This is a genomic window from Herbiconiux sp. SALV-R1, assembly GCF_013113715.1.
Lineage (GTDB): Bacteria > Actinomycetota > Actinomycetes > Actinomycetales > Microbacteriaceae > Herbiconiux.
The window spans coordinates 1,818,282-1,834,517 of record NZ_CP053344.1 but is presented as its reverse complement, the minus strand read 5'-3'; the positions used below and the strand labels follow the sequence as shown (position 1 = coordinate 1,834,517).

Sequence of the window (16,236 nt, the reverse complement as noted above, 5' to 3'; positions counted from 1 at the left end):
GTAGAAGGCCGTCACCCTCCGGGGTGGCGGCCTTTTCGCATGCCAGGAGGGGGCCGGGAATAGATTCGCGGATGCTGCGTTGAGTAGGATGTTCATGCAAACGCATTGAAACCCGCGACAGGCGGCAGAGCGACTTGAGAGGTCGACATGCAGTTCGGAATCTTCACCGTCGGAGACGTCACGACCGACCCGACGAACAACACCACCCCCACCGAGCACGAGCGCATCAAGGCGATCCTCGCCATCGCACAGAAGGCCGAGGAGGTCGGCCTCGACGTCTTCGCCCTGGGTGAGCACCACAACGAGCCCTTCGTGCCGTCGAGCCCCACGACCATGCTCGGATATGTCGCCGCCAAGACCGAGAACATCCTGTTGAGCACCAGCACCACGCTCATCACCACGAACGACCCGGTGAAGATCGCCGAAGACTACGCGATGCTCCAGCACATCGCCGACGGCCGCGTCGACATGATGATGGGCCGCGGCAACACCGGGCCGGTCTACCCCTGGTTCGGCAAGGACATCCGCCAGGGCATCCCGCTCGCCATCGAGAACTACGCGCTGCTGCACCGCCTCTGGACCGAGCACACCGTCGACTGGGAGGGCCAGTTCCGCACCCCGCTGCAGGGCTTCACGAGCACCCCCCGCCCCCTCGACGGCGTGGCTCCCTTCGTGTGGCACGGCAGCATCCGCAGCCCTGAGATCGCCGAGCAGGCCGCCTATTACGGAGACGGCTTCTTCGCGAACCACATCTTCTGGCCGAAGGAGCACTTCCAGCGCCTCATCGCCTTCTACCGCCAGCGCTTCGAGCACTACGGTCACGGCCAGGCCGACCAGGCCTACTTGGGCCTCGGCGGCCAGGTCTTCATGGCGAAGAACTCGCAGGATGCGGTGAACCAGTTCCGCCCCTACTTCGACAACGCGCCGGTGTACGGCCACGGCCCGAGCCTCGAGGACTTCACCGAGCAGACTCCGCTCACCGTCGGCAGCCCGCAGCAGGTGATCGACCGCACCCTCACCTTCCGCGAGACCTTCGGCGACTACCAGCGCCAGCTCTTCCTCATGGACCACGCCGGCCTGCCGCTGAAGACCGTGCTCGAGCAGCTCGACATGCTCGGTGAACTCGTGGTGCCCGTGCTCCGCAAGGAGCTCGACGCCAAGCGCCCCGCCCACGTGCCCGACGGCCCGACCCACCAGTCGCAGATCGAGCGGATGCGCGCCCGCGAGGCCGCGAAGCAGGCTCAGGATGCGGAGACCCAGTCGGCCGTGGCCGCCGAGGCCGCCCGGGTCGGTGCCTGATGAGCGCCACCACGAAGCACCTGGTCGAGCTCTCGGCCGGGCTCAGCCAGCCGTCGTCGACGAGGCTCCTCGCCGACCGGCTGGCCGAGGCCACCGTCGCTGACCTCACCCAGCGCGGGGTCGACGTCGAGCTCACGGTGATCGAGCTGCGCGATCTCGCACAGGACATCACGAACAACCTGCTCACCGGGTTCCCGAGCGCGAAGCTGCAGGCGGCGCTCGACGCGGTGGCGGGTGCCGACGGACTCATCGCCGTCAGCCCCGTCTTCACGGCGAGCTACTCGGGCCTGTTCAAGTCGTTCTTCGACGTCATCGACAACACCGCCCTCACCGGCCTGCCGGTGCTGATCGCCGCCACCGGCGGCACCCCGCGCCATTCCCTGGTGCTCGACCACGCGATGCGGCCCCTGTTCGGCTACCTCAGGGCTACCGTGCTCCCGACGAGCGTCTTCGCCGCCGCCGAAGACTGGGGGAGCGGCGCCGCCGCCGACGGCTTCCCCACCTTGCCCGACCGCATCCACCGTGCGGCCGGCGAGCTCGCCAAAGCGGTCGAGACCTCGACCCGCTCCGGCGAGATCAAGGACCCGTTCGCCCTCGACGCCGGCTTCAGCCCGGTCGGCGGGTTCGGCGCGCAGTAGCCGAGCGCGCTGGCCGCGCGCAGTGGCCCCGCAGTAGCCATTAGCACAACTCCGACGGCGCGTCGATGCCGTCGGAGTTGTCGGCGTCTGCGCTCCGCCGTCAGACGATCGTGCTTACATGGGGCTATGGCCGTGTACCTGCGCAGCATCGGAACGGCGGTGCCGCCCACCGCCCTCCCGCAGCAGCGCGCACGCGACCTCTTCGCCGCTCAGCCCGGCCTCTCGAAGCTCGGCGCCCGGCTCGTCACCGCGTCGTTCGACGCCTCCGCCATCGACACCCGCTACACCGTGGTCGACGAGCTGGGCGAGCAGTCGCCCGGCACCGCGGGCGAGCCCGTCTTCGTCGCCGACGACGGCGTCTTCCTCGCCCCCTCCACCCGCATCCGCAACGAGCGCTACATCGAGCGCGCCCCTGAGTTGGCCCTCGAGGCCGCCCGCGAGGCCCTCGCCGCGGCACCCGGCCTCGACGCCTCCGACGTCACCCACGTCATCACCGTCTCCTGCACCGGCTTCTTCGCCCCCGGGCCCGACTACGTGCTGGTTCGCGAGCTCGGGCTCGCACCCACCACCCAGCGCCTGCACGTCGGCTTCATGGGCTGCTACGGCGTCTTCCCCGCCCTGCGTGCGGCGAAGGCGTTCTGCGAGGCCGATCCGGATGCTGTGGTGCTGGTGGTGAGCGTCGAACTCTGCACCCTGCACATGCGCTCCTCGAACGAGAGCGACCAGATCGTCGCCTCCTCGGTGTTCGGCGACGGCGCCGCTGCCGCTGTGGCCACCGCGCGCGCGTCGGGCGGCGACGGCGACGGCGCGCCCCTCGCGCTCCGTCTCGACGAGTTCACCACCACCCTCACGCCCACCGGCGAGGAGGCGATGGCCTGGACCATCGGCGACGAGGGCTTCGAGATGGTGCTGAGCAGCTACGTGCCGAAGATCATCGACGAGCACATCGCCGGGGCCCTGCACCCGTTGCAGACGGAGGCGTCGGCCGAGCCGGGCACCCTCGCCGAGCACTGGGCCGTGCATCCGGGCGGGCGCAGCGTGCTCGACCGCGTGCAGGGTGCGCTGCGGCTCGGCGACGCGCAGATGGCGCCCTCGCGGGAGACGCTGCGCACGGTGGGCAACCTCTCGAGCGCGACGGTGCTCTTCGTGCTCCGTCGCATCCTCGAATCGGGGACGGCGGCGGCGGGGGAACGGGTGTGCGCGATGGCATTCGGGCCTGGTCTCACGGTCGAGGCCGGCCGGTTCACCATCGCCGACGCGGGTGCGGAGGCGCGCTGATGCCGATCCTCCCCGATCTGCGGAAGCGTGCGGTCGCCGCCCGGGAGCTCATGGACGACCCGAACTGCGACCCGCAGCTGCTCGCCCGCACCTTCGAGCAGTTCCAGGGGGTCAACCGTCTCGTGGCCGGTTGGAAGGGAACGTACCGGGAGCGCATCCGGCCCCTGCTCTCGGCGACGACACCCTCGACGCTCATCGACGTGGGCTGCGGCGGCGGCGACATCGCGCGCGACCTGGCGCGTTGGGCGAAGCGCGACGGGCTGCTGCTCGACGTGACGGGCATCGACCCCGACCCGCGCGCCATCGCCGCGGCCAACCGGGCGCCGAACCCCAACGGCGTCACCTTCCTCACCCTCGACAGCAGCGAGCTCGTCGACCGGGCCTTCCGCTTCGACTTCGTCATCTCGAACCACGTGCTGCACCACCTCAGCCCCCAACAGCTCACCGATCTGCTCATCGACTGCGAGCTGCTCTGCCGTGGGTTGTCGATCCACAGCGACATCAGGCGCAGCCGCCTGGCGTACCTGGAGTACTGGGCGGCCACGCTGGTGCTCTTCCGCGGGTCGTTCGTGCGGGAAGACGGGCTCACCTCCATCAGGCGCAGCTACACCACGCCGGAGCTCCGGGTGGCGGCCCGACGCGAGTGGAACGTGGAGTCGCAGGCGCCGTTCCGCAACCTCCTCACCTATGCCGCAAGTGCCGCCGCGCGCGAGACCGAGCCCTCGGGCACGGCAGACTAGGGGCATGCAGGAGAACAGACGCTTCAAGCCGTTCTGGCGCTGGGAGGTCTTCCTCTTCGCGATGGTGCTGGTCTCGGCGATGGCCGCCAACGTGGTCACTCGCGCCGACTGGCCGGTGTGGACCCCGGTGCTCGCCGTGCTGCTGCTCGCGATCGCCCTCGGTTTCGCTGCGGCGCTCGTCGTGCCGCTGCTGCGCGGGTCGGGGCGCGACAGCGAGAACACCCTCCGCACCATCGGCTCGCTCGAACCCGTGCCGCTCGCCGAGGTCGCCGCAGCGGCGGGCGACGACACGCCGGTGCACCGCATGGAGCTCGAGGGCTCCGAGCGCCGGCAGACCTCCATCGACGCCGCTCAGGCGACCTCGCGGACGCTCCGCGCCGTGCTGACTCCGGATGCGAGCCGCTGGCTGGGCAGGGAGCTGCGGGTGGCCGTCGACCTGGTCGGCGACGACGGGCGGGTGTACCGGGCGGGTTTCGTGCCCCGGCACGTGGATGCGCGGCTGAACCGGCTCGTGCATCTGCTGGCTGCCGAGGGGCGGGTCGCCGAGGTTCCGGTGCAGCTCGTCGGCACGGCACGGCCGTTCACCGTGGAGATCGTCGCGTAGTCGGCGCGAGCCATCCTCGGTTCTGGCGCCCGGGGCTGCTAGAATGGAGGGGTTGAGAGCAGGCCGGCAGGAAGCTGGTCCTCGGTGGTTGGTTTCCGAACCTCGTTCGGAGATTGTCTACTGGTGGCCAGCACACGCCCCTCGACACGTTCAGGGAACGTTTGAAATCCCTGCTATTCCGCCTGCTCCCACGCGAGGAGTCGCGCGCCCACACGGGGCCGCGACGCTAAACAAAGGAGAAAGACCTCTTGGAAGGTCCTGAGATCAAGTTCGCCGAAGCCGTTCTCGACAACGGCAAGTACGGCACCCGCACGGTCCGGTTCGAGACCGGCCGTCTCGCGCAGCAGGCCCAGGGAGCCGTCGCCGCGTACCTCGACGAGGAGACGATGCTGCTCTCCGCGACGAGCGTGTCGAAGCACCCCAAAGACAACTTCGACTTCTTCCCGCTGACCATCGACGTCGAAGAGCGTTCCTACGCCGCCGGCAAGATCCCCGGCTCGTTCTTCCGTCGTGAGGGCCGCCCCTCGACCGAGGCGATCCTGGTCTGCCGTCTCATCGACCGCCCGCTGCGCCCGTCGTTCGTCAACGGCCTCCGCAACGAGGTGCAGGTCGTCATCACGGTGCTGTCGATCGCGCCCGACGAGTTCTACGACTCGCTCGCCATCAACGCGGCCTCCGCTTCGTCGCAGATCTCCGGTGTGCCGTTCTCCGGCCCCATCGGCGGTGTGCGCCTCGCGCTCATGCCCGGCTACGGCACCGAGCCCGATCAGTGGGTCGTGTTCCCGAAGCACTCGCAGCTCGAGGAGGCCGTGTTCGACCTCGTCGTCGCCGGCCGCGTGGTGGAGAACGGCGACGGCTCGTCCGACGTCGCCATCATGATGGTGGAGGCCGAGGCGACCGAGGGTTCGTGGAACCTCATCAAGGCGGGCGCCACGAAGCCCAACGAGGCAGTCGTGGCCGAGGGTCTCGAGGCGGCGAAGCCGTTCATCAAGCAGCTGGTCGAGGCGCAGAAGTCGCTCGCCGACCAGGCCGCGAAGGCCATCCAGGAGTACCCGATCTTCCTCGCGTACTCGCAGCAGGCCTACGACGCCGTGGCCGAGCTCGCCTACGACGAGCTCGTCGGCATCTACCAGATCGCCGACAAGATCGAGCGCCAGAACGCCGACGACGCCCTCAAGGAGCGCGTCAAGGCCGCCATCCAGGCCAAGGTCGAGGCCGGCGAGCTGGGTGGCGACGTGCCGCCGATGGTCTCGGCCGCCTACAAGTCGGTCACCAAGGTGGTCGTGCGCGGGCGCATCCTGCGCGACGGCGTGCGCATCGACGGGCGCGGCCTCGCCGACATCCGTCCGCTCGACGCCGAGGTCGCGGTCATCCCGCGCGTGCACGGCTCGGCCATCTTCCAGCGCGGCGAGACCCAGATCCTGGGTGTCACCACGCTCAACATGCTGAAGATGGAGCAGCAGATCGACTCGCTGAGCCCGATCACGCACAAGCGCTACCTGCACCACTACAACTTCCCGCCCTACTCGACCGGTGAGACCGGCCGCGTGGGCTCGCCGAAGCGTCGCGAGATCGGGCACGGCTTCCTCGCCGAGCGCGCCCTCGTGCCGGTGCTGCCCTCCCGCGAGGAGTTCCCCTACGCCATCCGTCAGGTGTCGGAGGCCCTCGGCTCGAACGGCTCCACCTCGATGGGCTCGGTCTGCGCCAGCACCCTGTCCCTGCTGAACGCCGGTGTGCCGCTGCGCGCCCCGGTCGCCGGCATCGCGATGGGCCTCGTCTCCGACGAGGTCGACGGTGAGACCCGCTACGCGGCGCTCACCGACATCCTGGGTGCTGAGGATGCGCTCGGCGACATGGACTTCAAGGTCGCCGGCACCTCGGAGTTCGTCACCGCCATCCAGCTCGACACGAAGCTCGACGGCATCCCCTCGTCGGTGCTCGACGGTGCGCTCAAGCAGGCCAAGGCCGCCCGCGAGGCAATCCTCAACGTGCTGAACGCGGCGATCGACCAGCCCGACGAGATGGCCCCCACGGCGCCTCGCGTCATCTCGGTGCAGATCCCCGTCGACAAGATCGGCGAGCTGATCGGCCCGAAGGGCAAGACCATCAACGCCATTCAAGACGAGACCGGCGCCGACATCTCGATCGAGGAAGACGGCACCGTGTACATCGGCGCCGTCGACGGCCCCTCGGCCGAGGCCGCCCGCGCCCAGGTCAACGCCATCGCGAACCCGCAGAACCCCGAGGTGGGCGAGCAGTTCCTCGGCACCGTCGTGAAGATCGCGACCTTCGGCGCGTTCGTGTCGCTGCTCCCGGGCAAGGACGGACTGCTGCACATCTCCGAGGTGCGCAAGCTCGCCGGCGGCAAGCGGGTCGAGAACGTCGAAGACGTGCTCGGCGTGGGCCAGAAGATCCTGGTCGAGATCACCAAGATCGACGACCGCGGAAAGCTCTCGCTCGCCCCGGTGCTCGCCGAGGCCGACCCCGCCGACACCGAGGGTTCCGCCGCCCACAGCGAGGGCCCCGAGGCTCCCGCCGAGGGCTGAACCCCGAGCTAGTCGCACGACCGATGCCCGTCCCACTCCGGTGGGGCGGGCATCCGTCGTTCCAGCACCACCCGACTCGGCCTTAAATTGAGCAAATGGCATCTCTGCCCGATCTCGATCCAAGCGCCGTCCGAGAACGCGTGCGACACCGCCTCGCGAACTGGCCGCGTCGCCCTCAGCCCGGCTCGCGACCCGCGCGGGAACACGCCCTCAGGGCGGCCTACCGCACGGCCTACGATTGCGAGGCGACGTTCGTCGTGCATGGAGAGTCACCGCGCGCCGGGATGCTCGCGTGCGGACTCGCCCCACTCCTCTACAACGACTCGCTGGGGCTTGAGCGATCGGTGCTGGACTCTCGGCCTGAGGAGGGGGCGCCACCTGACACTCCGACGCAGTCGTCGATGAGCTCGAGGGGGCAGCGCCCGACGGGTGGTATTTCTTTCGCGACCTGGTGTCGATCGAAGGCGCGGTCGATGCGTGCTTCGCAGAGGTGATGATCGAGCTCGGCGCGGCGGAGTTCGAGCAGTGGCGGCCCTTCATCGAAGCCGCAGCTCTGATCGACCACTACTGGATGCGTTCCGGTTATCTGATCATCTGTGACCCTCCCGTCAGTGTCGATGCCGGAGCTGACGGGCTCGCACTCGGGTGGAGTGACGGGTGGAGCGTGGTGGCCGGGGGTACGCCACGGGCGTAACGCACAGGTGGGGGAGGGGGTGCGGCGGATAGGGTTGGGGTGATGAACGGCGCCGTACCATTCCCTCTCGATCTGCCCGAGCTCACTATCGGTGACGTCGCCGAAGGGTTGGTGCGTCGAACCATCCTGCCGAGCGGGGTGCGCATCCTCACCGAGCACATCCCGGGGGCGCGCAGCGCCACGATCGGCTACTGGGTGGCGGCGGGCTCGCGCGACGAGACCGGCGCCGAGGGTGCTTCGCCCTCGCACTTCGGCTCGACGCACTTCCTCGAGCACCTGCTGTTCAAGGGCACCCCGAGCCGCTCCGCGCTCGACATCGCGATCGCCTTCGACTCGGTCGGCGGCGAGCACAACGCGGTGACGAGCAAGGAGTACACCTGCTACTACGCCAAGGTGCGCGACGCCGACCTGCCCATGGCGGTCGAGGTCATCGCCGACATGCTCACCTCCTCGCTGCTCGACAACGGCGAGTTCGAGACCGAGCGGGGCGTCATACTCGAAGAGCTCGCCATGGCCGAAGACGACCCGGGCGACGTCGTGGGGGAGCGGCTGTTCGAGGCCGTGCTGGGCGCGCATCCGCTCGGCCGGCCCGTCGGCGGAACCCCCGACACCATCCGCGCGGCGACTCGCGACGCCGTCTGGGAGCACTACCGCGCGCAGTACCGGGCCAACGACCTCGTCGTGGCGGCCGCAGGCGCCGTCGAGCACGACGTGCTCGTCGCCCAGGTGACCACTGCGCTGGTCGCAGCGGGCTGGGATCTCAGCGTCTCCGCCGCACCCCGCCCCCGCCGCTCCTCGACCCCCGCCACGCTGTCGGGTGCCACGCCGCTTCGGGTCGTCGGCAAGCCCACCGAGCAGGTCAGCCTCATGCTCGGCTTCCCGGGCATCGTCGCCGCCGACGAGCGCCGCACCACCATGGCCGTGCTCAACTCGGTGCTGGGCGGCGGTATGTCGTCGCGCCTGTTCCAGGAGGTGCGCGAGAAGCGCGGCCTCGCCTACTCGGTCTACTCCTACGCCCCCAGCTACTCCGACGCCGGCGTGTTCGCCATGTTCGCCGGATGCACGCCGGGCCGCGAAGGAGACGTCAGCGAACTCATGCTGGCCGAGCTGGGCCGCCTCGCCTCCGACGGCATCACCGCCGACGAGCTCGACCGTGCCCACGGCCAGCTCTCGGGCTCGGCAGCGCTCGCGCTCGAAGACAGCGACACGCGCATGTCGCGCCTCGGCCGCTCCGAGCTCACGCTCGGCGAGTTCGTCGACCTCGACGAGAGCGTGCGCCGCCTCATGGCGGTGTCGGCCGACGACGTGCAGGAGCTCGCCCGCGAGCTCGCCGCCGGCCCGCTGAGCGTCGCCGCGGTCGGCCCGATCGACGACGACGCCTTCCGTCAGGTGGCACCGGTCTGATGGCGCACACCCTCTACCTCGTGCGCCACGGCGAGCAGCTCGACGCCGAGCACGGCGTCGACGACGGCCCGCTCTCGCCCCGCGGCCAGCGGCAGGCCCGCGCCCTCGCCGATCGGCTCGGCGGGGTGCCGTTCGACGCCGTGTGGCACTCGCCCCTGCAGCGCGCCGAGGAGACCGCGACCATCATGGCCGAGCACCTCCCGGCGCTCGACCCGCAGCCCTCGGCGCTGCTGTTCGACTGCGTGCCGACGGGGTACTCGCCCCAGATGCCGCACAGCTTCGAACCGTTCTTCAACTCCGTCACCGACGACCAGGTTGAGGCGGGGCGGGCGCAGATGGCCGATGCCACCGCCGAGTTCCTCACCCCCGGGCGCGGCACCACCCACGAGCTGCTCATCACCCACAACTTCGTGATCGCCTGGTTCGTGCGCGAGGCGATGGATGCGCCCGACTGGCGCTGGGTCGGCCTCAACCAGGCGCACTGCGGCCTCACCATCATCCGCTCGAAGTCGGGGCGCATGCCCGAGCTCGTGGCCTACAACGACCTCGGCCACCTACCGGTCGAACTGCGCACCGGCGTGAACGAGCCGCAGCCGTACTAGCGCAGCGGCTTGCGATACCAGCGCGTGGCGTTGGGGTTGCTGTTGTAGGGCGCGGTCGGCAGGTAGCCGAGTCGTGCGTAGAGGCGGCCCGCCGACTCCAGGGTGTGGTGGGTGTCGAGCACCAGCTCGGTCGCGCCCAGCTCGAGCGCCCGCCGCTCCAGCTCGAGCAGCAGCTCGGTCGCCCAGCCGTGCGAGCGGGCTGCCGGGTCGATCCAGACGTGCTTGACCTCGTAGCGCACGGTCTCCGTCTCGGGTGAGGGCAGCATCCGGATGCCGCCGCACCCCACCGCCGCGCCGTCGTCGCCCTCCACGACGAGGAATACGCCCGCCGGCGGTTCGAAGGCCGCGGGGTCGGGCATCGTCACGGAGTAGGCGCCCGCGGTCGGGAACGCCGCGGCGCGGTAGGCGAAGTAGTCGTCGAGGAGGACGCGCTCGGCGGGGGCCGAGACGTCGCCGGTGCGGATGCGCATGACTTCACTGTACAAAGGCACGCGCCGCCGGAAGCCCGGCCAGGCGTGCCCCGGCGACGCGGGGCCGAGAGCGACCCCGGGTAGATTGGAGGCATGACAACGAAGGTGGCGGTCGTCGGCGCGACGGGAAAGTTGGGACGGGTCGTCACGGCCATCGTCGAGGAGTCGGAGGAGTACGAGCTGGCCGCGGCTCTCGACTCGCGCAGCGAGCTCTCCGAGATGCTCGCCGGCGACGTGGTGGTCGACGTCACGGTTCCCGGGGTGAGCCAGGGTGTCGTCGAGTTCGCCCTCGCGCACGGGCGCAACGTGCTCATCGGCACCTCGGGCTGGTCGAACGAGCGCATCACAGCGCTCCGCCGCACCCTGGGCGACGCGCCCGAGACGGGTGTCGTCGTCATTCCGAACTTCTCCCTCGGCTCGGTGCTCGCCACGTCGTTCGCCGCCCTCGCCGCACGCTTCTTCGACTCGATCGAGGTGATCGAGGCGCACTCCGCCTCGAAGGTCGACTCGCCCTCGGGCACCGCGGTGCGCACGGCCGAGCTCATGCAGGCGGCGCGGGCCGCCCAGGGGCCGGTGTCGGCGCCGCACAGCGACCAGCGGGCGCGAGGGCAGCAGGTGGCGAGCATCCCGGTGCACAGCCTGCGGCTGAACGGCATCGTGGCCAAGCAGGACGTGGTGTTCGGCGGCACCGGCGAGGTGCTCACCATCAGCCACGAGACGATCTCGTCGACGGCTTACGAGTCGGGCATCCGGGTGGCGCTGGCCGCAGCGGTCTCGGCGCGCGGGGTGATCGTGGGGCTCGACCAGGTGCTCGATCTCGATGCGGCGAGCGGTCGGGCGGCATCGGATGCTGCGGGCGCGAGCGCGACCGAGGGTGCGGGCGCCGCGGATGCGGGCGCCGCCGATGCCGCGGGCTCCGGCGGTGCCGTTCCGGAGGCGGCCCCCGAGAACGTCTCGGGCCAGGCCGCCTCGGCCACGAGCGTGACCCCGTGAGAGGTCGCGCCGCCGCCGTCCTGATGGCGGTGCTGCTCGCGGTCTACCTCGTGCTGGTGGGCCAGCGGGCCGTGATGTTCGTCCTGACCGGCGAGCCGATCGGCATCGCCATCGGCGTCTTCCTCATCGTGCTGCCGATCGTGGGCGCCTGGGCGCTCGTGCGCGAGCTCATGTTCGGGGTGCGCACGCAGCAGCTGGTCGAGCGGCTCGAGCGCGAAGACGAGCTGCCCGTCGATGACCTGCCGAAGCGCCCGAGCGGCAGGCCGGAGCGGGCCGCCGCCGACGCGGAGTTCGAGCAGTACCGCCTCGACGTCGAGGGCGACGAGTCGAGCTGGCGGGCGTGGTTCCGGCTCGGGCTCGCCTACGACGCTTCTGGCGACCGCCGTCGCGCCCGTGCGGCGCTGCGCACCGCGATCGCGTTGGAGCGCGACGAGCGCAAGGGCGGCGGCGCCGGCAAGCCGGCATCGGCCTGAGCGCGACAACGTGGTGGGGCTGGCGCCCCTGCGCTCGCGCGTTCGCCTGCTCCCGCGCGTTTCCCCTGCGCCCGCGCGTTTCCCGAAGCCCGCGCGCTCCCCGAGCGTCAGAGCCGCGCGAGCGCCTCGTCGATCGTCTGCTCGCGGAACCCGAACCCCGACGCCACGAGTTTCTGCGCCGACACGTTCTGGTTCGACAGCAGCAGGTCGCGGCCGGCGTCGGCGAGCGCTGCCTTGATCGCCCAGGCGGGCGCTGGCAGCCAGTACGGCCGGTGCAGGCGCTCCGCGAGCTTGCGCGCGATCTCGCCCGCCGACACCGGCTGCGGACCGACCAGGTCGACCGGCCCGGCGACCTCGGTGCCGAACAGCAGGTGACGGATGGCTGCCGCCTCGTCGTGCAGGCTGATCCAGGGCCAGATCTGCGTTCCGTCGCCGAGCGGCCCCGCGAGCCCGAGCTTGGTGAGGAGTGCGAGGGGCTTCAGCGCTCCGCCGCCCTGACCGACCACGATCCCGGTGCGGGCCGTCACGAGCCGGGTGCGCGCCCGGGCCGGTTCGGCCGCGCGCTCCCAGGCGGCGGCGACCTTCGCGAGGAACCCGGTGCCCATCGGCGACGACTCGGTGAGCAGCTCGCCGGGTCGGTCGCCGTAGAAGCCGACCGCCGAGCCGCTCACGAAGACCTCGGGCGGGTTCTCCGAGCGCAGGATCGCCTCGGTGAGGGTGGTGGTCGCCGCAATGCGCGACTGCAGGATCTCCTTCTTGTACTGGAACGTCCAGGGCAGCCGCGAGATCGAGGCGCCGGAGAGGTTCACCACGGCATCGGCGTCGTCGAGGTGTACGGTCTTGATCCAGCGCGCCTCCGGGTCCCAGGTGCGTTCGAGGGCGGTGCGGGCGGGGCGCCGCACCAAGCGCAGCACGGTGTGGCCCGCATCCTCCAGCTGGTGGGTGAGCTCGGTGCCGATGAAGCCGGATGCGCCGGCGATGAGCACGGTCTTCGACGCGTTCATCGTGCGGTCTCCTGGAGGGGCGGCCGCGCGCATCCGTCAACCGCCAGTGGAGCCTGGGCGCTCGACTCGCGCCTCATGCCAGGCTCGCCTCGAGGGTGATGGGCACGCCGGCCAGGGCTCTCGACACCGGGCAACCGGCCTTCGCCTCCTCGGCGATGCGCTGGAAGTCGGCCTCCTCGATGCCCGGCACGACGGCGCTCACCAGCAGGTGGCTGCCCGTGATGCCCTCGGCCGGGTCGAAGGTGACGGCGGCGGTGGTCTGCAGCGACTCGGGCACGGTGCCGAACTCGGCGAGAGCGTGCGAGAACGCCATCGAGAAGCAGGAGGCGTGGGCGGCGCCCAGCAGCTCTTCGGGCGTCGTGGTGCTCGCGGCCCCGGCGGAGCGGGCCTTCCAGTTCACCGCGAACGCTCCGGCCCCCGAGCTGTCGAGGGTGGTGGTGCCGGCCCCGGAGAGGAGGTCTCCGTGCCACACCGTCGTCGCTTCACTCGTGATGGCCATGGGCAACCTCCCTCTCGGTAGCTCCCAGACTATGCGTTCGGCCGCTCCGAGACACCGGATGCGGTGGTCGCCACGCGGGGCTCCTGGCGGTCGTTCAGGCGCGCACCGGGCGCAACCGCACCAGCAGCAGGTAGATCTGGCAGCCGAGGCAGTAGCCGAACACGGCGTTGAGGAACGCGGCCACGAAGGCGAGCGACGCCGCCACGACGAGCGCCCACGGCACCCCGACGGCGGCGAGCAGCAGGCCGGCCCCGGTGACGACGAGGCCGACGAGCTGGGCGAAGGTCGGCGGACGCGGGTCTTCGAGCTCGGCCGGGGGAGCGAGCCGCGGTCGCACCAGCTCGCGGAACAGCACACCGAAGGGGTGGCGCTTGACCCCGGCTGCTGCGCCCCAGAGGAAGAGCAGGGCGATCGCGGTGAGCAGCGCGAACGCCGGGTTGAGGATGCGCGCCTCGAGCGGCATCTCGGGCCCGGTGGGGAAGGCGAAGCCGAGCGCGACGACGACGAGGAGCAGCAGCGCGGTGATGCCGGCGGCGAAGCGGGGTGCGCGGGGATCGATCATCGGAGCTCCTGGATGGTCGTCTCGACGACCGTGCGCCGCACGGCGCCGCCGATGCGGGTGCGCACGACGCCGTGGCGGTCGAGCACGAGTGTGGTGGGGGTCTGCAGGATGGCGAAGCGCCGCACCAGGTCGGCCCGGTTCGTGACGTCGACGTCGAGGTAGGCGACGTCGTCGGTGCCGGCCGAGATCTCCCGCAGGAGGCGCCGGGTCGAGGGGCACGAGGCGCAGTGGTCGGTGGAGAACTGCACCAGCGTGGCGCGGGAGCCGAAGCCGCCCGCCGCGAACAGGGCGGGGTCGAGGGCGGGGTCGTCGACCGGGTCGCCGCCGTCTCCGGCTCGCGGACGGGCGGGTGTCGCCCGCCCCTGGCGAGAGCGCCAGACGAGGCCGAGCACGCTCGACACCGCGATCAGCGCGACGATGACGGCGACGGGGGCGATCCAGCTCATGATGAGGGAAGACTAGAGCGCCCGGGCCCGCCACCGGGCGAGTGTGACGTTTGTGACGGCCGTAGTGATACCCTGGTGCCGTGCTGTTCGGTCTGCTCCTTCTTAGCTGCCGCGACGAGTCCTAATCTTCAGGCCTCCCTCGTCGCGGAGTTCGCCATGGGCTGACCACACATCTCGCCGAGAACGCAGAGGGAAACGCACGTCATGAAGAACAATCAGGCTCCGTCGGCCATGCCGATCCACAAGTACCGCCCGTACCACGAGCAGATCGCCGTCGAGCTGCCCGACCGCACCTGGCCGTCGAAGGTCATCACCGAGGCGCCACGCTGGTGCGCGGTCGACCTGCGCGACGGCAACCAGGCCCTCATCGACCCGATGAGCCCCGAGCGCAAGCGCATCATGTTCGACCTGCTGGTGCAGATGGGCTACAAGGAGATCGAGGTCGGCTTCCCGAGCGCCTCGCAGACCGACTTCGACTTCGTGCGCTCGCTCATCGAGGAGAACGCCATCCCCGACGACGTCACCATCCAGGTGCTGACGCAGGCCAGGGAGCACCTCATCAAGCGCACCTACGAGTCGATCGCGGGGGCCAAGCAAGCCATCGTTCACCTCTACAACTCCACCAGCGTGCTGCAGCGCGACGTGGTGTTCCGCACCGACAAGCAGGGCATCATCGACATCGCCCTCGAGGGCGCACGGCTGTGCCGCGAGTTCGAGAAGACCGTGCCCGAGACCACCGTCTACTACGAGTACTCGCCCGAGAGCTACACCGGCACCGAGCTCGAGTTCGCCGTCGACGTCTGCAACCAGGTGCTGGAGGTGTTCGAGCCGACGCCCGAGCGGAAGGTCATCATCAACCTGCCCTCGACCGTCGAGATGGCGACGCCGAACGTCTACGCCGATTCCATCGAGTGGATGGGCCGGCACCTCAACCACCGCGAGAACGTCATCATCTCGCTGCACCCGCACAACGACCGCGGCACGGCGGTCGCCGCCGCGGAGCTCGGCTACCTGGCCGGTGCCGACCGCATCGAGGGGTGCCTGTTCGGCAACGGCGAGCGCACGGGCAACGTCGACCTGGTGGCGCTCGGTATCAACCTGTTCACGCAGGGCATCGACCCGCAGATCGACTTCTCCGACCTCGACCACGTGCGGCGCACCGCCGAGTACTGCAACCAGCTGAAGGTGCACGAGCGGAGCCCGTGGGCGGGCGACCTGGTCTACACCGCGTTCAGCGGATCGCACCAGGACGCGATCAAGAAGGGCTTCGAGGCGATGGCCGCCGATGCGGCCGAGCAGGGCGTCGACGTCGACCAGCTGGTCTGGGCCGTGCCCTACCTGCCCATCGACCCGAAAGACCTCGGGCGTTCCTACGAAGCGGTCATCCGCGTGAACTCCCAGTCGGGCAAGGGCGGTGTCGCCTACCTGCTGAAGACCGACCACGCCCTCGACCTGCCGCGCAAGCTGCAGATCGAGTTCTCCGGGGTCGTGCAGGCGAAGACCGACGCCGAGGGCGGCGAGGTCACCAGCGACCAGATCTGGGCGATCTTCAACGACGAGTACCTGCCGGCTCCCGCCGACCGTGCCGAGGAGAAGTGGGGCCGGTTCGAGCTCACCCGCACGCGCACGGCGAGCGACCTGGGCGGATCGGTGTCGCTCGACGTCGAGCTGCGCATCGGCGAGGAGGTCATCGACACCGGCGCCGTCGGCAACGGCCCGATCGACGCCTTCCTCAAGGTGATGAGCGAGCAGGGCATCGACATCAAGCTCTACGACTACGTCGAGCACGCCCTGAGCGCCTCGGGCGACGCGCTGGCTGCCGCGTACGTCGAGCTGCAGGTCGACGGCACGCGCCTCTGGGGCGTCGGAATCGACGCCGACATCTCGACGGCCTCGCTGAAGGCCGTGGTGAGCGCGGTGAACCGCGCCATCCGGGTGCGCGACGCCGACCGCGAGCTGGCCGGGGTCTGACCCGGCGGGGAGT

General features: G+C 70.4%; 16 protein-coding genes and 1 pseudogene. 12 read left to right on the top strand and 5 right to left on the bottom strand.

Translation table 11 applies throughout. From position 1 onward, the window contains the following. Positions 1-147 precede the first annotated feature (147 nt). The 9 genes from HL652_RS08850 to HL652_RS08810 all read left to right on the top strand — a co-directional run bounded on the left by HL652_RS08850 (position 148) and on the right by HL652_RS08810 (position 9,805). The gene (locus HL652_RS08850) at positions 148-1,299 is read left to right on the top strand and encodes an LLM class flavin-dependent oxidoreductase (protein WP_171704995.1); all 1,152 of its coding nucleotides are present in this window, start codon (positions 148-150) and stop codon (positions 1,297-1,299) included. Continuing rightward, complete coding sequence (locus HL652_RS08845; protein ID WP_171704994.1) at positions 1,299-1,937, top strand: FMN reductase; 639 nt, start codon at positions 1,299-1,301, stop codon at positions 1,935-1,937. The genes HL652_RS08850 and HL652_RS08845 overlap by 1 nt, the downstream gene beginning before the upstream one ends. 126 nt (positions 1,938-2,063) lie before the next feature. Further along, positions 2,064-3,215 carry a type III polyketide synthase gene (locus HL652_RS08840; protein WP_171704993.1) on the top strand — a complete coding sequence of 384 codons (1,152 nt, stop codon included), beginning with the start codon at positions 2,064-2,066 and terminating at the stop codon, positions 3,213-3,215. After that, positions 3,215-3,955, top strand: a complete 741-nt coding sequence (locus HL652_RS08835; protein ID WP_171704992.1) for a class I SAM-dependent methyltransferase — start codon at positions 3,215-3,217, stop codon at positions 3,953-3,955. Before HL652_RS08840 ends, HL652_RS08835 begins: the two co-directional genes overlap by 1 nt. Before the next feature lie 4 nt (positions 3,956-3,959). Further along, entirely contained in the window at positions 3,960-4,559 is a 600-nt protein-coding gene (locus tag HL652_RS08830) for a hypothetical protein (protein WP_171704991.1), read from the top strand. A gap of 248 nt (positions 4,560-4,807) precedes the next feature. Then, complete coding sequence (locus HL652_RS08825; RefSeq protein WP_171704990.1) at positions 4,808-7,105, top strand: polyribonucleotide nucleotidyltransferase; 2,298 nt, start codon at positions 4,808-4,810, stop codon at positions 7,103-7,105. A 451-nt stretch (positions 7,106-7,556) separates the two neighbouring features. Then, a complete protein-coding gene (locus HL652_RS08820; RefSeq protein WP_171704989.1) occupies positions 7,557-7,799 on the top strand; it encodes a hypothetical protein in 243 nt (80 codons plus the stop codon). Positions 7,800-7,841: 42 nt separating this feature from the next. Further along, entirely contained in the window at positions 7,842-9,203 is a 1,362-nt protein-coding gene (locus HL652_RS08815; protein ID WP_171704988.1) for a M16 family metallopeptidase, read from the top strand. Next, positions 9,203-9,805, top strand: coding sequence for a histidine phosphatase family protein (locus HL652_RS08810; RefSeq protein WP_171704987.1), 603 nt, complete (start codon positions 9,203-9,205; stop codon positions 9,803-9,805). Before HL652_RS08815 ends, HL652_RS08810 begins: the two co-directional genes overlap by 1 nt. Here HL652_RS08810 and HL652_RS08805 read toward each other — a convergent pair. Beyond that, positions 9,802-10,275, bottom strand: coding sequence for a GNAT family N-acetyltransferase (locus HL652_RS08805; protein ID WP_171704986.1), 474 nt, complete (start codon positions 10,273-10,275; stop codon positions 9,802-9,804). The two genes, HL652_RS08810 and HL652_RS08805, sit on opposite strands and share 4 nt — an antisense overlap. Before the next feature lie 93 nt (positions 10,276-10,368). On the opposite strand from HL652_RS08805, the pseudogene dapB reads away from it, so the two are divergent. Both dapB and HL652_RS08795 read left to right on the top strand, forming a co-directional pair. Continuing rightward, positions 10,369-11,137: pseudogene (dapB, locus tag HL652_RS08800) on the top strand (4-hydroxy-tetrahydrodipicolinate reductase); the annotation flags it as partial. Between the two features lie 127 nt (positions 11,138-11,264). Then, positions 11,265-11,741: a hypothetical protein gene (locus tag HL652_RS08795; RefSeq protein WP_371743618.1), complete on the top strand. Its 477-nt coding sequence runs from the start codon at positions 11,265-11,267 to the stop codon at positions 11,739-11,741. 107 nt (positions 11,742-11,848) lie between these two features. Here the strand turns inward: HL652_RS08795 and HL652_RS08790 are convergent, their stop codons facing one another. The 4 genes from HL652_RS08790 to HL652_RS08775 all read right to left on the bottom strand — a co-directional run bounded on the left by HL652_RS08790 (position 11,849) and on the right by HL652_RS08775 (position 14,252). Beyond that, complete coding sequence (locus HL652_RS08790) at positions 11,849-12,745, bottom strand: TIGR01777 family oxidoreductase (protein WP_171704984.1); 897 nt, start codon at positions 12,743-12,745, stop codon at positions 11,849-11,851. Between the two features lie 73 nt (positions 12,746-12,818). Then, positions 12,819-13,244, bottom strand: coding sequence for an OsmC family peroxiredoxin (locus HL652_RS08785; RefSeq protein WP_171704983.1), 426 nt, complete (start codon positions 13,242-13,244; stop codon positions 12,819-12,821). A gap of 94 nt (positions 13,245-13,338) precedes the next feature. Further along, on the bottom strand, positions 13,339-13,806 hold the full coding sequence (locus tag HL652_RS08780) for a DUF4395 domain-containing protein (protein WP_171704982.1): 468 nt from the start codon (positions 13,804-13,806) through the stop codon (positions 13,339-13,341). Continuing rightward, positions 13,803-14,252 carry a TlpA family protein disulfide reductase gene (locus HL652_RS08775; RefSeq protein ID WP_171704981.1) on the bottom strand — a complete coding sequence of 150 codons (450 nt, stop codon included), beginning with the start codon at positions 14,250-14,252 and terminating at the stop codon, positions 13,803-13,805. The genes HL652_RS08780 and HL652_RS08775 overlap by 4 nt, the downstream gene beginning before the upstream one ends. A 204-nt stretch (positions 14,253-14,456) precedes the next feature. On the opposite strand from HL652_RS08775, the gene leuA reads away from it, so the two are divergent. Further along, on the top strand, positions 14,457-16,223 hold the full coding sequence (gene leuA, locus HL652_RS08770; RefSeq protein WP_171704980.1) for a 2-isopropylmalate synthase: 1,767 nt from the start codon (positions 14,457-14,459) through the stop codon (positions 16,221-16,223). Positions 16,224-16,236 lie beyond the last annotated feature (13 nt).

Excerpts from the sequence above, each read along its gene's own strand:
- HL652_RS08840 (WP_171704993.1), top strand. The coding sequence starts at position 2,064 with ATGGCCGTGTACCTGCGCAGCATCGGAACGGCGGTGCCGCCCACCGCC.
- HL652_RS08775 (WP_171704981.1), bottom strand. The coding sequence starts at position 14,252 with ATGAGCTGGATCGCCCCCGTCGCCGTCATCGTCGCGCTGATCGCGGTG.
- HL652_RS08845 (WP_171704994.1), top strand. The coding sequence starts at position 1,299 with ATGAGCGCCACCACGAAGCACCTGGTCGAGCTCTCGGCCGGGCTCAGC.
- HL652_RS08805 (WP_171704986.1), bottom strand. The coding sequence starts at position 10,275 with ATGCGCATCCGCACCGGCGACGTCTCGGCCCCCGCCGAGCGCGTCCTC.
- HL652_RS08815 (WP_171704988.1), top strand. The coding sequence starts at position 7,842 with ATGAACGGCGCCGTACCATTCCCTCTCGATCTGCCCGAGCTCACTATC.
- leuA (WP_171704980.1), top strand. The coding sequence starts at position 14,457 with ATGAAGAACAATCAGGCTCCGTCGGCCATGCCGATCCACAAGTACCGC.
- HL652_RS08850 (WP_171704995.1), top strand. The coding sequence starts at position 148 with ATGCAGTTCGGAATCTTCACCGTCGGAGACGTCACGACCGACCCGACG.
- HL652_RS08830 (WP_171704991.1), top strand. The coding sequence starts at position 3,960 with ATGCAGGAGAACAGACGCTTCAAGCCGTTCTGGCGCTGGGAGGTCTTC.
- HL652_RS08780 (WP_171704982.1), bottom strand. The coding sequence starts at position 13,806 with ATGATCGATCCCCGCGCACCCCGCTTCGCCGCCGGCATCACCGCGCTG.
- HL652_RS08810 (WP_171704987.1), top strand. The coding sequence starts at position 9,203 with ATGGCGCACACCCTCTACCTCGTGCGCCACGGCGAGCAGCTCGACGCC.
- HL652_RS08785 (WP_171704983.1), bottom strand. The coding sequence starts at position 13,244 with ATGGCCATCACGAGTGAAGCGACGACGGTGTGGCACGGAGACCTCCTC.
- HL652_RS08835 (WP_171704992.1), top strand. The coding sequence starts at position 3,215 with ATGCCGATCCTCCCCGATCTGCGGAAGCGTGCGGTCGCCGCCCGGGAG.
- HL652_RS08790 (WP_171704984.1), bottom strand. The coding sequence starts at position 12,745 with ATGAACGCGTCGAAGACCGTGCTCATCGCCGGCGCATCCGGCTTCATC.